10 protein-coding genes are annotated in these 14652 nt (G+C 67.7%); 6 read left to right on the top strand and 4 right to left on the bottom strand.

All coding sequences use genetic code 11. The features are described from left to right. Positions 1–143 precede the first annotated feature (143 nt). A complete protein-coding gene (locus E8A74_RS27665; RefSeq protein WP_170229416.1) occupies positions 144–1049 on the top strand; it encodes a hypothetical protein in 906 nt (301 codons plus the stop codon). Here E8A74_RS27665 and E8A74_RS27660 read toward each other — a convergent pair. Continuing rightward, positions 958–4245 (bottom strand): serine/threonine-protein kinase, encoded by a 3288-nt coding sequence (locus E8A74_RS27660; RefSeq protein ID WP_136932078.1) that lies wholly within the window; start codon positions 4243–4245, stop codon positions 958–960. The two genes, E8A74_RS27665 and E8A74_RS27660, sit on opposite strands and share 92 nt — an antisense overlap. 172 nt (positions 4246–4417) lie before the next feature. Between E8A74_RS27660 and E8A74_RS27655 the strand changes: the two genes are divergently transcribed. The 5 genes from E8A74_RS27655 (at position 4418) to E8A74_RS27635 (ending at position 9476) form a co-directional block, all read left to right on the top strand. Further along, positions 4418–5839, top strand: coding sequence for a phytoene desaturase family protein (locus E8A74_RS27655; RefSeq protein ID WP_136932077.1), 1422 nt, complete (start codon positions 4418–4420; stop codon positions 5837–5839). A 51-nt stretch (positions 5840–5890) separates the two neighbouring features. Continuing rightward, positions 5891–6493, top strand: coding sequence for a hypothetical protein (locus E8A74_RS27650; RefSeq protein WP_136932076.1), 603 nt, complete (start codon positions 5891–5893; stop codon positions 6491–6493). 9 nt (positions 6494–6502) lie between these two features. After that, entirely contained in the window at positions 6503–7345 is an 843-nt protein-coding gene (locus E8A74_RS27645; protein ID WP_232379772.1) for an NAD-dependent epimerase/dehydratase family protein, read from the top strand. Positions 7346–7403: 58 nt separating this feature from the next. Beyond that, positions 7404–8090, top strand: coding sequence for a carbonic anhydrase (locus tag E8A74_RS27640; RefSeq protein WP_136932074.1), 687 nt, complete (start codon positions 7404–7406; stop codon positions 8088–8090). A gap of 87 nt (positions 8091–8177) precedes the next feature. Further along, entirely contained in the window at positions 8178–9476 is a 1299-nt protein-coding gene (locus E8A74_RS27635; RefSeq protein WP_136932073.1) for a DUF418 domain-containing protein, read from the top strand. Between the two features lie 6 nt (positions 9477–9482). Here E8A74_RS27635 and E8A74_RS27630 read toward each other — a convergent pair whose 3' ends face one another. The 3 genes from E8A74_RS27630 to lon all read right to left on the bottom strand — a co-directional run bounded on the left by E8A74_RS27630 (position 9483) and on the right by lon (position 14391). Beyond that, positions 9483–10730 carry an MFS transporter gene (locus E8A74_RS27630; protein ID WP_136932072.1) on the bottom strand — a complete coding sequence of 416 codons (1248 nt, stop codon included), beginning with the start codon at positions 10728–10730 and terminating at the stop codon, positions 9483–9485. A gap of 240 nt (positions 10731–10970) precedes the next feature. Beyond that, complete coding sequence (locus E8A74_RS27625) at positions 10971–11864, bottom strand: hypothetical protein (protein ID WP_136932071.1); 894 nt, start codon at positions 11862–11864, stop codon at positions 10971–10973. Between the two features lie 130 nt (positions 11865–11994). Then, entirely contained in the window at positions 11995–14391 is a 2397-nt protein-coding gene (gene lon, locus E8A74_RS27620) for an endopeptidase La (protein WP_136932070.1), read from the bottom strand. Positions 14392–14652: the final 261 nt, after the last annotated feature.

Here is a 14652-nt window from a genome sequence, read left to right as displayed (position 1 = left end):
GCCAGGAGCGCCAACACGCTGGCTGCCCTGTTGACGAACCCTGGCATGGGGGGTGCAATCAGCTTCGGACGTCCCGACAGGAGGCTCTCATGAACCTTGGAATCACCCTTCTTCGTTGTGCTTCGCCCTTTGTTTTCATCGGTATGAGCCTCTACGGCCTGGGTTGCATGGCCGACCCCGAGGAGATGAGCGCCGATCCCGAGGACGTGGTGGTCCGCGAGGCCCTCGGGTATGCGGGCGGGGATCCGGGGACGGCGAACCACTTGAGGCCCGTCGTCTTGATGAATCACGGTGTGCAAGAAACGACCCGGGCCCTTGGCAAGGCCGCGCTTGTCAACACGAATGCGTATCTCCCGGCGATGCCCTACATGCCGTCGGCATCCGCGACGGGGGAGATGGCGGGCGCCAGGCAAGAGTTCCTCGAGGTCCTCATCGGCTGCGCCTTGCCGGACGGCGTCTACGTGTACGATCCGGGCCATGTCGAGCGCTACATTTATTTCAATGGCTCGTTCTTTCCTGTATACAAGAAATACTTCGGCGACGTCGGCCTCGCACCGGAGTGGACGAACCGTAAGCTCGAGCTGCAGGAGAAGCAGTGGGTCACGGCCTGCGTCCTTGCGCGCACGAACCGCTACGGCGAGACCATCCAGATCCTCCTCGAAGGGTCCCATCCGGCCCTCGCGCACACCGAGGACGAGTTGGCCGAATACCCCTATCCCGTGCGGGAGTCGAAGACGTGGGGGAACATGTTCGATTCCACCGTCACGCTGAGCACGACGGATCCCAGCGTCTCGCCGAGCGCGCTTCCCTTCACGGCCTACATCTGCAGTGATCCGCAGATCCCGGTGCTGGCCCCGGACGCCCTGTTCCGGGAATGCGACGCCATGGACGCCTGCGGTTTCAACTACATGGGCGAGTGCTGCGTGCCCACGCCCTGGCATGTCTGCCCAATCACCTTCACCGCGACGATTCGCGCGAGCGTGAAGCAGGAGGACGTCCACGTCCCGTTCCCGGATCTCCCTGCTGGCTGGACTCCTGTGATTCCGTGATCCCGTTTGCTTCTTTGGCCGCCGCCGCGTGCGATGCGGAGAGCCGCGGGTTTTCCTGGAATGCTGCTGCGAACGCGCCGCTCGCCGCGCGCGCCGCCTTCTTCCGTTCTTCCCCGCGCGAAGCTCTCGCCTGCACCAGGAACAACGCTCCCTTCGCCACGAGCGTCCTCGGGCTGTGGGGATGGATGGCGAGCGCCTTCTCCGCCATGGCGAGGCCCGCGGTGACGTCCGCTCCCGCATTCTCGCCGCGCGCTTCGCGCCACGTCGCCTTCTGGGCGTAAATCTCCGCGAGGGTCTGGTAAGGCCGGGGGTCGTTTCGCTCCTTTGCGACGACGGGATCGAGGAGCGCAGCCGCGGCGTCGAGCCTCTGCCCCTGGTCTTTGCGGCCTTCGGGATCCGCGCGATTTGCGAAGAGATCCATCCTCGCCAGGAGGTCGTGCAGTTCGAGCTCCGAGGCGTCGCCATCCGCTTCTTTTTGCACTGCGCTCCGCAATGGATCGAGCTTGGGTAGGGGCACGAGCCCCGCGGACAGGCTGTGTTCCGCTTCCATCAGCCGCAGCTCGGCGAGCTCGCGCAGGAGAAACCCGTTCTCGGCGCCGGGCGTCGCGAAAGCATGAATCCTTGCAACCCCCGCGGTGAGGGAGGGACGAGGATCGGCGCCCATCCCTCGCTCGTAGGCGGCGCGGACCCGCAGCGATTTCGCCGCATAATACGCAGGAAGAAATCCTCCGAGCTTCTCCCGATCGATGCGCGCCACGGCGTCTTCGAGCGAGGAGACGCGTTTCTTCGCGTCGAGCCCGTGCTCGACCTCGTACTCGAGACCATAGATATTCGCGCGGATCCTACCGAAGAGAGGCAACGTGAAGCTCGGGTCTGCTTCCATGGCCTGATCGAATCGCTTCGATGCGCTCTCCAGCAGCGCGCGAGGGTCTTCGCCGTGGCGGCGATCGAACTCTGCCTTGAGCAGATACGTCTGCCCGAGCTCGTTGAGCGCCCACGTGAACCGAGGCTCGATGTTCAGCACGTTCTCGTAGGCTTCGACCGCGTTCGTCACGTCGACATGCTCGCCGCGGCCGGCTCGCACCGTTGTCTGGAGGTAGAGGGTCGTCGCCCGCTCGTACAACGCCATGAGGTCGTGGGGTCGGAACCGAACGGCCTCCTCGACAGCCCTGAGCGCTGCTGCCTCGACCGCGTCGATCGCCTGTCCGTGATAATGGGCCGCCCAGAACCGTAGATAGGACATCATCGCGCGCTGCACCCGCGCAGCGCCGTCACGCGAGCTCGCCTCCACCGCCCTCGCGCACGCCGCGTCCCCTAGATCGAGCTCTCGATCCGGCAGCTTCCCGCTGGCGTCGGCCGCCCACCCCATCTTCTCCCAAAGCTCACACGCCGCCCGATGCACCTCCGGATCACTCTCGGCCATCTCCGCCGCGACCTTGTATGCCTCGGCCGCCGGCCCGAACGACGCCATCATCTTGTCCCAGTCGAACGCCGCGTCGTGCCGATACTTGCTTCCCTCCGCGAACAACGCATCCGCTTCGAGCTTCTTCGCCTCGTACATCCACGGCGCCTGCTCGAACGCCTCCTTTGCCTTGGCCCGCGCCTCCTCATTCCTCCCCTCGTACAGCGCGATGAGCCCCTCCACATACGCCGGAGCCTCGATATCGGCCCCTCCCGCCGCCCGCAGATGCCCGAGCGCCGGATTCCGGAGCGCCGCCGCGAGGTCCGCCTCCCGCTTCTTGCGCTCCTCCTCGTTCGTGATCCGCTTCGTCTCCGCGAGCGCCCGCCGATAAAGCTCCCCCAGCGTCCGCCCCAGCGCGTATTCGAGCTCCGGCGACCGATAGCCCGCGCCGACTGCCTTCTCCAGATGCTCCCGCGCCTTTTCTGGATCCCCCAGCGCGAGATACCCCCGCCCGAGCGCATAATGCCCCGGGCCCTCGCCGACCGGACCGGCGTCCTTTATGCGCCCTTCGATGGCGGAGAGCTTCCGCCGCACCACGTCCCGCTCGCGCTCCACGTCGTGCAGCGGCAGTTCGTAAGCTGCGCGCAAGAAAAGCTCCATTTCCTTCACCCGCTCGCCGAGCTCCTGCGCGAGCCGCGCCTCGGCCGCCGCCTGCTGGCGCGCCTTCACCCATACCCCGCCGAGCGCCAAGGCCGCGACGAACACCACGCCCCCCACGGCCGTCGCGAGCTTGTGTTTCCGCGCCTTCTTCCATAGCACGTACCCCAACGACGCGCGCCGCGCCTGGATGGGCTCTCCGTCGAGAAACCGCTGCAAATCCGCCGCGAGCGCGCGCGCCGAGTCGTATCGCCGCCCTGGATCCCGCTCCAGGCATTTCATCACGATCGTCTCGAGGTCCGCCGGCACCCCCTTCTTCACCTTTCCAAGCGCCGGCGCGTCCTCGAACGCCACCCTCATCAGGAGCTTCCATGCGTGGGGCGCGACGAACGGCGGGTGATCCGCGACGAGGTCGTACAACGTCGCGCCGAGCGAATACACGTCCGAGCGTCGATCCAGCGTTCGGACATCGCCCCTCGCTTGCTCCGGCGACATGAACGCGGGCGTCCCCACCACGGCGCCGGTCACCGTCTCTCCGCGGTCCGCGACCTCGCGCGCCAAACCGAAATCCATCACGTAGGGCTTGATGTCCCCGTCCGCGCCCACCTCGACCAGGATGTTCCCGGGCTTCAAGTCGCGATGAATGAGCCCGAGCCGGTGGGCCTCGTGCACGGCGGCGGAGACCTCCCGCATCACCTTCACGCGTTGCTCGAGCGACAGGCGCCCGGCCACCTTCGAGAGCGGCTCCCCCTCGATGTATTGCATCGCGATGAAAGGTTCGCCGTCCGCCTCCCCGGCTTCGTAGATCCGGCAGACGTTGTCGTGCTCGATCTTCGCCTGCGCGCGCGCCTCCTGGAGGAAACGCCGCCAAAGGTCCGGATCGCTGTCTTTGAGCAGCTTGAGCGCCACTGTGCGTCCGAGTCGCGGATCCCGCCCACGATAGACCGTCCCCATTCCCCCTTCGCCGAGGAAATGGATGTCCTCGTACCGCTCTGCGAGGGACGCAGGCACGCCGCGGCGCTCGGGCCGCGGACCCGAAGGTGGGCCGATCTCCGTCGGCGTGAGCGCCGCGTCGACGAGCACCGTGCTGCTTTCCACGTCGACGTCCACCTCGGGCGACGCACGAACGACCCTCATTCAACCTTCCCGTGCAGGCAGGGCATTCCGCGTCAGCACCCTACCAGCCGGGCAGCCTGCGCGGAAGCCTCCTTATCGCCCGCGACGCGCGCGATCGCCCGACGAAATGTTGCGCTCCCACGACGCCCTGCGTCTTTCTGGCATCAAAGCTTGGATCGAGGAGGACCTTCCAATGGATCGCTGGGACACGATCGTGGTTGGATCGGGTTCGGGGGGACTCACGGCGGCGGTCGCGCTCGCGCGGGCGGGGCAGCGGGTCCTCGTCCTCGAACAGCATTATTTGCCGGGCGGCTGGACGCACAGCTTCGCGCTCGACGGATATCGGTTCAGCCCGGGCGTTCATTACATTGGCGAGCTCGGTTCCGGCGAGGGCGTCCGGGCTCTGTACGAAGGCCTCGGCCTCTCCGCGGACCTCACCTTCCACGAGCTCCATCCGGACGGCTTCGACCATTTCGTCATCGGCGGCGAGCGCTTCGACGTCCCGCGGGGCTTCGATCGCTACTTCGAGCGCCTCGTCTCCCGCTTCCCCCACGAGCGCAAAGGGCTCGAACGATACTTCGACGTCGTCGGCCGCATCGTCTCCGACACGCTTCGCTGCGAGGATCTCCTCGTCTCGCCGCGAGGCGCCCTCGCGCTCCCGTTTCGCGGGAAAAGCCTCGCCGCCTGGGGCCTCCGCACCCGCGTCCGCCGCATCCTCGTCGAATCCGGCCGCGCCGCCGGCGTCGAACTCGCCTCGGGCGAGCGTATCCTCGCCCGCGCCGTCGTCTCCAATGCCGACCCCGCGATCACCTTCGGCGCGCTCCTCGAACCGCCGCACGGGGACCGCGAGCGCCGGAAGATCCGCCGCGTGGAATACTCCGCCGGCCTGCTCAGCGTTTTTTGCGCCACCGACCTCGACCTTCCCGCCATGGGCCTCGATTCCGGCAATTACTGGTGGTATCGTACCTTCGACGTGAATGGCGTCTACGAGCGCGCCCTCCACGCGCTCCCCCACGGCATCGTCGAGGGCCTCTTCCTCACGGTCACCACCTTGAAGGACCCCGGCCACGCGCCAAACGGCCACCATACCCTGGAGCTCTTCACGTTCGTCCCCTACGAACCGTTCGAAGACTGGGCTGGTAATGCCGCCGCGCGGCCCGCGGGATACCACGACCTCAAGGAGCGGCTCGGCGACGCCATGATCGCCGCGGCCGAGCGCGTGATTCCGGGGCTCGGCAAGAACCTCACCTTCCGCGCCGTGGGCACGCCCCTCACGAACGATTTTTATTGCGAGACCCACCGCGGCGCGAGTTACGGCACGGCGAAGATCCCCGCCCAGCTCGGCCCCTTTTCGTTCCCCATTCGATCGAGCGTCCCCGGGCTCTACAGCGTCGGCGCGAGCACGCTCAGCCACGGCGTCGCGGGCGCGGCCACCTCCGGCCTCTTCGCGGCGCGGGACCTCCTCGGCCTCCGGCGCATCGAGGACCTCCTCGCCCCGTCCGACGGCTCGCTCCAGGTTGTCCTGGCGAGCGACCTCGCGCCCGCCTCCGGGGCCCGCAGACCCGCGCATGCCGCGCCGCTCGAGGACGACGCAGACGACGCGCTCGCCTCTTGATCGACGCGGGCCCTTTCCCCCGCCCACCCTTTCCGCTATCGCATGGGCGTCGTGCCCGATTCCCGCCCTGCCTGGTCGCTCTTCCTCGACGTCCTCCACGGACCCCGTGCCGCGATGGCCGGCGTCGCGGCGCGCGCGGACCCGCGAGAAGGGCGGGCGGCCATGCTCGTGCTCGGTGCTTTGCACGGAGCGTTTTCCCTCCTCCTCTATGTTTCGGGGTATGCGCCGCGCTTTGGCGTGCCGGGGCTCGGACGGGATTCGCATTACCTGCTCCAGGCGCTCCTCGCCGTGCCGCTGTACCTCGTCCTCTGGCGAATCGGCGGCGGCGTCGCGCACGCCGTCGCGCGGCGCGGGGCGGCGCCGGGCGGGGAGGGGAGCCAGAAGGGTGCGTCCCTCGCCGTCTTTGGCGTCTCGTATGCCGTGCCGATGACGCTCTTCTTCATCGTCCCCGATATCGCCGTCTACCTCGCATTGGGCTTCACGGCCATCGGAAAGGCCATGCGATACTACGCGCCCCTCGCCGCAGCCGCTTGCCTCGTGCTCGGCACGATGGGGTTTTCCCGAGCGCACCCTCTCCGGACGCGGACGGCCTTCCTCGCCGCGCTCGCCGGTTTCGTCACGCAGGCCCTCCTGGGCGCGTTGTTCCTCCGATAGGAGCGAATCGTGAAAGCATCCGACACCCTCGTCCTCCTCGGCTGTGGTTTTACAGGAACGCACGCCGCCAAGCTCGCCCTCGCCGCGGGCAGCCGCGTCATCGGCACCACGCGCTCCCCCGAGCGGGCCGCCTCCTTATCGCGGCTCGGCGTCGACGTCCGCCTCGCGCCGCGCCTCGACGTGGACCTCGTCGCGCCCCTCCTCCGCGAGGACACCCGCGTCCTCGTTACCTACCCGCCCGACGACACGACCGACGCTGCCCTCTTGCCTCTGCTCTCCCGTGCGGCGTCCGCGGTCTACCTCTCCTCGACCGGCGTCTATGGAAGCGCAGCCGGCCGGATCGACGAGCAGACCCCTGTGGATCCCAGCGAACCCCGCGCCGCCGCGCGCCTCCGGGCCGAGGCGCTCGTGCGCGCGGCCGGCGGCGTCGTCCTCCGCGCGGCGGCGATCTATGGTCCCGGCCGTGGCCTTCACGTCCGGCTCGCGCGGGGCGAACACAAGATCGCCGAAGGCGGGCAAAGCGTAATCAGCCGGATCCATGTGGCAGACCTCGCACGCCTGGCCCTCGCCGCGCTCGCTCGTGCCCCGAAAGGGGAGATCTTCGTGGTCGCCGACGACACCCCCGTCCCCCAGGCCGAGGTCATCGACTGGCTTTGCGCCCGGCTCGGCGTCCCGCGGCCCGCGGAGGTCCCCCGGGCCGACCTGCCCCCGACCCTCCGGAACGACCGCAGCATCGACGCTGGGAAGATTCGACGAAACCTACGGGTTTCCCTCGATTACCCTTCCTACCGGGAGGGATTCGCGGCCTGCCTCGCGGAGGAGGCGCACCCCCCCGACCTCGTACGAAAATAGTTTGCGTTGCCAACTATTTCGTTTGCCCACCAATGAGGCCGGGCTATCGTCGGCGGTGATGAAAAAGTTGCTCAGCGGCCTCATCGACTTTCGTAAGAACAAGCTCCCCGGCCTGCGTCCGCTCTTCGACAAACTCGCGAGGCAGGGCCAGAAGCCCGACGTCCTCTTCTTCGCCTGTGCGGACAGCCGTGTCGTCCCGAACCTCATGGTGTCGACCGATCCGGGGGACCTCTTCGTGGTCCGGAGCGTCGGCAACCTGATCGCGCCTGCGAACACCGACGGAATCTCCGTGGGCGACGTCTCGGAGGCTTCGGCCATCGAGTTCAGCCTGGCCAAGCTCCCGATCGAGCATATCGTCGTCTGCGGCCATTCCCGCTGCGGCGCCATGGAGGCCATCCTCGCCGGGCGCGAGAACTACAACGCCGTGCCGAACCTGAAGGCCTGGCTCGCCCACGGGGAGGCCGCCTTCCCGCGCCTCGAGCGCTCCCCCTTCATCAAGCCCGAGCTGCCGGCCGTGGATCGCCTCTCGCAGGCCAACGTCCTCCAGCAGCTCGAGCACGTCGCGACCTACGCGGACGTCCGCAAGCGCGTGGACGCGGGCACGATCACCCTGCACGGCTGGTGGTTCGACGTCGCGACCGGCGACGTGCACGTCTACGACAAGGAGCGCGGCGGCTACATCCTGCTCGACGAGGCCGAGGCCGAGCGCGTGCTCGGCGGTCAAGCCGCGTTCCAGCATAGCTGAGAGCCAGCCGGCGCTTCCTCGCGACCGGGCGCGCTTTTTGGTTCACATCGCGCCTCGGGAAGCCTCTACCTCGGTGGAGGCCCCACCATGGCAGAGGAGCAAGACCGGACGGAGAGCGCTCCGTCCTTCACGCCCATCCCCCCGGAGGAGCGCAACCCGCTCCTCGACGTACTCCGCGGGTTCGCGCTGTTCGGCATCCTCGTGATGAACATGCCGAGCTTCGGCCTGCCCGACGGAATCGGCGCGCTCGACGAGCATTATTTCCCGCGCTGGTATGATCGGGCGGCCGAGACCGTGGCGAGCATCCTGTTCGCGGGCAAGGCCAACTCGATCTTCTCGTTCTTGTTCGGCCTCGGGCTGACGATCCAGATGCAGCGCGCGGAGGCGAGCGGCGCGCGGCTCACGCCGCTCTACCTGCGACGTGTCGCCGTGCTCTTTCTGATCGGCGCGGCGCACGCGATCCTCCTCTGGAACGGGGACGTGCTGCACACGTATGCGATCCTCGGGCTCTTGCTGCTCGCCTTGCGTCGCGCCTCCGATCGGCTCGTCCTCGGGCTCATCGTGTTTGCCCTCGTCGCGCCGAGCCTACGCAGCGTGCTCGGGCTCCTCCTCCACGAGGCGCCCCCTTACCCGAGGTCCTACTGGGTCGCGCAGGCGCACGAGCACATGCGGATCTTTTCGACGGGGACCTATGTCGAGCAAATCGCGGCGCGCCTCGATAATTACGCGATCGGCTACGGCATGATCCGGCGCGGCCACGGCATGATCTGGTGGTATTTCTCGGTGAGCATCACGATGCTGCTCGGGTTTTACGCCGGCAGGAAGCGGCTGCTCGAGGACATCGCGGGAAACCTCCCGCGGGTCCGCAAGATCCTCTGGACCTGCATGGGCCTCGGAATCGCCGCGTCGGTGGGGTTTTCCCTGCTCATCGCGTTTCAACCGATGCCCCCGCCGGGAGGGCCGACCTGGCGTGGTTTCCTCACGGGCCTCCTGTTCAAGGTAAACCGACCCCTGCTCTGCGTCGCCTACATCGCGGCGATTGCGCTCCTGCTGCAGACGGAGCGCGGCAAACGCGTGCTACTCGTCCTCGCGAGCCCCGGCCGTATGCCGCTGACCAATTACCTCACGCAGAGCTTGATCGCGACCACGCTGTTTTATAGTTACGGATTCGCGTGGTTCGGGAAGGTCGGGCCGCTCGCCGGGATCGGCCTTGCGGTCGTCATCTTCACCGTGCAGGTCTTCTGGAGCCGGTTCTGGCTCGCGCGTTTCCGGTATGGTCCGCTCGAATGGCTGTGGCGCGCTGCGACGTACGGCAAGCTGCCGTCGATGCGCCTCGTGCAGGCTCCGGCGCCCGCGCTCCCCCGCGCAACGACGCCGGGCTCGTAATGGCTGCTACCCCGCGGCCCCGCCCGGCAGCCCCGTCGGGTCCGCGTCGTCAGCGTCTTTTGGGGCTCGCCGCCGCGCCGCCGGATCGTCGTACATGAAGATGACCGTGAACAGCACGAACGCGGCCCACATCGCCACGTGGTGGTAAAGCATCGCGATTCCGCCGAAACGCTGGAAGATCTGGCTCGCCACGAGCGGGCCCGAGAGGATGCCCGCCGCGTAAAACATATTGTAAATCGAGTTCGCACGGCCGTAATCGCGTGGCTCCACGATGACGCCCGTGAGGGCCAGCGCGATGGGGGACATCGACGCGAACGACCCGCCCGATCCGAAGACGATGGCGAGCATGAGCCAGTAGTTGTCGGCGTACACGAAGCCGAGCACGCAGAGGAGCCCGATGAACGAGAGCACGCGGACCGCGAGCAGGTGCCCCACGCGGTCCGCGACCCGGCCCGCCACGTTCGAGAAGATCATCATTCCGAGACAAAAGAGCCCCGGCAGCACGATCGTGCGGTTCTCGGGGATTCCCTTCGACTCGATGAGGTAGAGCGGCAGGAAAATCACCACCGCCGCCTGGAAGTAGCCGTACGAGAACGACGCGAAGCACGAGGTCTTGATGCGCCACAGGATCGTGGCGGCCGAGAGCTCCGAGTTCTTTTCGCCTGGCGTTTCCTCATCCGTGCTCGCGCCCTCGACCGGCGGCGCAGGCGGCATCTTCAGCGCGACGTAGAGACCGGCGCTTAGCGCGAACAGAGCGGCCACACCAAACGAGACGGTCGCGGGGACGAACCGGTCCATGCCCGTCGCCATGAGCGGGCCGGCCACGTATCCGCTCGCGAGCCATATCGCGTACAGGGTCGTGAGATAGGCTTTGTGCTCCTTCCGTGCCTGCGCGAGCAGCACCGTCTCGGAGCTGACCCATATGCCGATCGTGAACAGGCCGTCGATGAAGCGCACGCCCGCGACCGAGGCGAAGGTATGCGCGTGCGGGAAGGCGGCGAGGCAGCCCGCGTACCCGACGAGCGACGCGGCGAGGACGCGCTCGGCCGAAAACCGTCGAATGATCGCCCCGACCGGGAGCGCGAAGAGCACGAGCCCCGCGCCGAAGAAGAGGGCCAGAAAGCCGATCGAATCCTTCGAGTACCCCACCCGGTTCAGGTGCACCGCCGTGAGCCCGATCGAGATGCCGCACGCAATCCCGAACGGCAACGTGGTCGCATAGAGACGGCGGAGCTGGGGGGTGACAGGACTCACGCCCGGCCTCTACCATGGCGGCCGCGCGTGGGCTATGTGCCTCTGCTGCGTACGATTTTTCTCATCGACCGCCGCGACGCAGCATGAAAGCCCGCCCGCGGAACGTCGGTCCCGGAGCCGAGCGGTTGTGTGGACGGGAAGCGCCTCTGTGGGCTGCGGGCGGGCGAGCCCGGCGCGCATCAATCGGCAGGCTGGCCGACGATGGGGCGAAGGATCGTGGGGTCAGCGATGGGATGCCCGTCAATACGCGTCGCAGGCGCCGGGATCGACCTCGGTCTTGTGGATGACCTCGCCGTTGAAGCGACAGATCTTGCTGAGCGGCGGGTTCGTATTGAGCAAACACTTCTCGAGCGCCTGCTGGCAGGAGAGCCCCGGGACGAATCCCCCGCCGCCTTGCTCTTCCGAGCAGAACGTGAACTGGTAATTCCCGACGTCGTCCTTGCCGGCGCACGGGTCCGCGGCCGGCGGCTCGTCGTCGCATTCGAGCATGCTCTCGGCCACGTGGCTCGACTGCGTGTAGCCTTGCTCGACCGCACAGCTCGAATCGGCCTGGAGATCGTCGTGCAGCGTGAATTGCGTGGCCTGGTAGCAGCCGTGGAACGAGGTCAGCGCGCGGCCCGTCACGTTCTGCACCGCCGCGACGAGCCCCTGCGTATCGCTGCCGCCCTCCGCGTGCGGCCACGCATACGCGTACGCGCCGAGCGAGCCGTCCGGCCCGTCGTGAATCTCGACCGGCACGCCCGCGGGCACGTCGGCCGTTTGATCGTGATACCCGTTCAGGATCACCTTTTCGATCGTGACGCCCTCGGCCGCGGTGACGGTCCAGTGCACCGGCTCGTACGACGAGAGCACCAGGATCGAGCTCGATTGCCGCTCGACGTGCACCGACGCGGCGCCGGCCGGATGGACGCCGCCGCCGTGATTGCCGTGGGATTCGTAGATGCCGATGAGGTGCAGCTCGGAGCCGCAGACGGGGGGGGGGTTCACGACGCCGCCCGGTCCACCCGGGCCGGGCTGGCCGGGCGGGTCGTCGCCGCCGCCCCCGATGACGACCGTTCCCTTGCAGCCCAAAAGACCGAGCGTGCCCGTGAGAAAGAGCCCCGCGAGCGTGCGCCCGTGCTTCGATAAGATCATTGCCATTCCTCCGCGTGAAAGCCGTGGGGCGGGACCGTAGCATGCGTGGAATGACTGGAGAAGTGGCGACACGCCGCAGCTCAGGATTTTGGCAGATATCCGCCTACACCTTGCTGCGGCGCGTTGATCCTCAATGGACCGCTTGTGCGCCGCCGCCGGCCGACGCCTCGTCGCTGCCGAGCGGGACGGTCTCTTCCTCGGCCGGCCGCTCTTCCAGCGCTGCGTGGATGACCTGGCTCATGTCCTCGGCGAACACGAACGTCAGCGCGCTCCGCACCTCCTCCGGCACTTCCTCCACGTCGCGCGCGTTCTTTTGCGGCAGGATGACCCGCTTGATGCCGGCCCGATGCGCCGCCATCACCTTCGACTTGATCCCGCCGACCGGAAGCACGCGCCCGCGCAGCGTGCATTCGCCGGTCATCGCCGTGTCGCTGCGCACCCGCCGCGACGAGAGCAGCGACGTCAGCGCCGTGAACATCGTCACGCCCGCGCTCGGCCCGTCCTTGGGCACGGCGCCCGCGGGCACGTGGATGTGCAGGTCCTCCTCTTCGAGCTTCGCCGCATCCACGCCGAGCTCCGCCGCGTGGCTCTTCACGTACGAAAGCGCGGCCTTCGCCGATTCTTTCATCACGTCGCCGAGCTGCCCCGTGATTTCCACGCGGCCGCGACCCGGCATCCGGCTCGTCTCGATGAACAGGATGTCCCCGCCCACCGGCGTCCACGCCATTCCCGTGGCCACGCCCGGCGACGCCGTCCGCTCCGCCACCTCCGCGAAGAACTTCACCTTGCCGAGGTATTTCCCGAGATCACCCTCCTCCACGTGCAGGTTCGGCTTTTCGTCCTTCGCCCGCGCCACCTCCAGCGAGAGCGCGCGGCAAAGCTTCTTGATCTCCCGTTCGAGCTGACGAACGCCCGCCTCGCGCGTGTAATCGCGCACGATGGCCCGCAGCGCGTCGTCCGTGATCGTCAACGTGCCCTCCGGAATCCCGTGCGCCGCGAGCTGCTTCGGAAGCAGGTGCCGCCGCGCGATCTGCGCCTTCTCGTCCGGCGTGTATCCGGGCACCTCGATGATCTCCAGCCGGTCGCGGAGCGGCGCCGACAGCGTCCCGAGGTCGTTCGCCGTGCAAACGAAGAGCACCTCGGACAGGTCGAACGGCAGCTCCAGGTAATGGTCCTGGAACGTCTTGTTTTGTTCGGGATCCAGCACCTCGAGCAGCGCCGCCTCGGGGTTTCCGGCCCAGCCCACCGCGAGTTTGTCGATCTCGTCCAGCAGCACGACCGGGTTCTTCACCTTCGCCTTCTTCATCCCGTGGACGATCCGTCCCGGCAAAGCCGCCACATACGTCCGCCGGTGCCCGCGGATCTCCGCCTCGTCGCGCACGCCGCCGAGCGCGATGCGCACGAACGGCCGGCCCGTCGCGTCCGCGATCGATTGCCCGATCGAGGTCTTGCCGACCCCGGGCGGGCCCGCGAGGCAAAGAATGCTGCCCTTCGCCGTGCCCTTCAATTTGAGGACCGCGATGTGCTCCAGGATCCGGCGCTTCACGTCGCCGAGCCCGTAATGGTCCTCGTCGAGCTTCTTGCCGACCGCGTCGATGTCGTCCTTCGCGTCCGCCCGCTCGCTCCAGGGCAGCTCCGCGATCCAGTCGAGGTACGTCCGGATCACGTTGTATTCGGCCTGCTGCGGCGAGAGCGCTTCGAGCCGCTTGAGCTCGCGATCGGCCACCACGCGCACCTCGTCCGGCACATTCGCCTTGTCGAGCCGCTCGCGCAGCTTGCCCGTCTCGTCGCCTTCGCTCTCGTCGCCGAGCTCTTTTTTGATCGCCCGGAGCTGCTCGCGCAGGATCGCCTCGCGCTGGTGATTGCCGATCTCGCGGCGCACGTCCTGCTCGATCTTGCGCTTCACCTCGGAAAGCGACTTCTGCTCGATGACGAAGCCGGCTACGATGCGCAGCCGCTCGACCACGTCGAGCGCTTCGAGCACGCGCATGTCCTTGTCCGACGTGAGCCCGAGCAGCGCCGAGACCCGATCCGCGAACAGGCCCGGTTCCTCCTCGGCGAGCGAGGGATCGATCGAATTCTCGATTCCGCGGCCGAGTTCGCGCACCTGATCGAAGAGCGCGCGGGCGAAGAGCTTGGCCTCCTCGCTCGATTCGCTCCCCTCCGCGGCGACCTCGCCCTCCGCGAGCCAGAACGGGTCGCGACGCACGATTCGATCGAGGCGCATGCGGCCCACGCCCTCGATGACGAGCTTCATGTCGCCGCTCGGCAGCCTCCCCGTCTCCACGACCCGGGCGAACGTCCCCAGGCGATAGAGATCAGCCTCGGACGGGTCGCCGACGTTGCGGTCTTTTTGCGTGAGGACGCCGATCACGTCCCCTTTGCTCAGCGTCCGAACGAGCGAAACCGAGCGCTCGCGGCCGATGGGGAGAGCGATCACCGCGCCGGGAAAGAGCACCCCGTTGCGGAGCGGAAGCACGGGAAACGGAGAAGAGGGCACGCGGGCCCCGTCGCGGAGCGTCGTCATCGTGGGACTCCTTGGGACTTCAGGAAAGAGCGCCTCGCCACGGTCGGCGTCGCCGGTCCGGTGGCACGAGGCGTGAACGAACCATAAATCCGTTCATCGCTCCGTCAACGGGGGGACGGGCAAGAAGGTGACGGGACGGTACGGGAGGCTCGTGGGGCTGCTTCCGGACATGGGCCCTGCGCGCGCGACGTTCGTCTTGACCGCGTAGAGATGATGATTCGCGTGCTGGCGACGCGTATGCTGGTCACGGTGCGGGCAAAC

Source organism: Polyangium fumosum (genome assembly GCF_005144585.1).
GTDB lineage: Bacteria > Myxococcota_A > Polyangia > Polyangiales > Polyangiaceae > Polyangium > Polyangium fumosum.
Note: the sequence above shows the minus strand (reverse complement) of the source record. Positions and strands in the feature narration are given on the sequence as shown.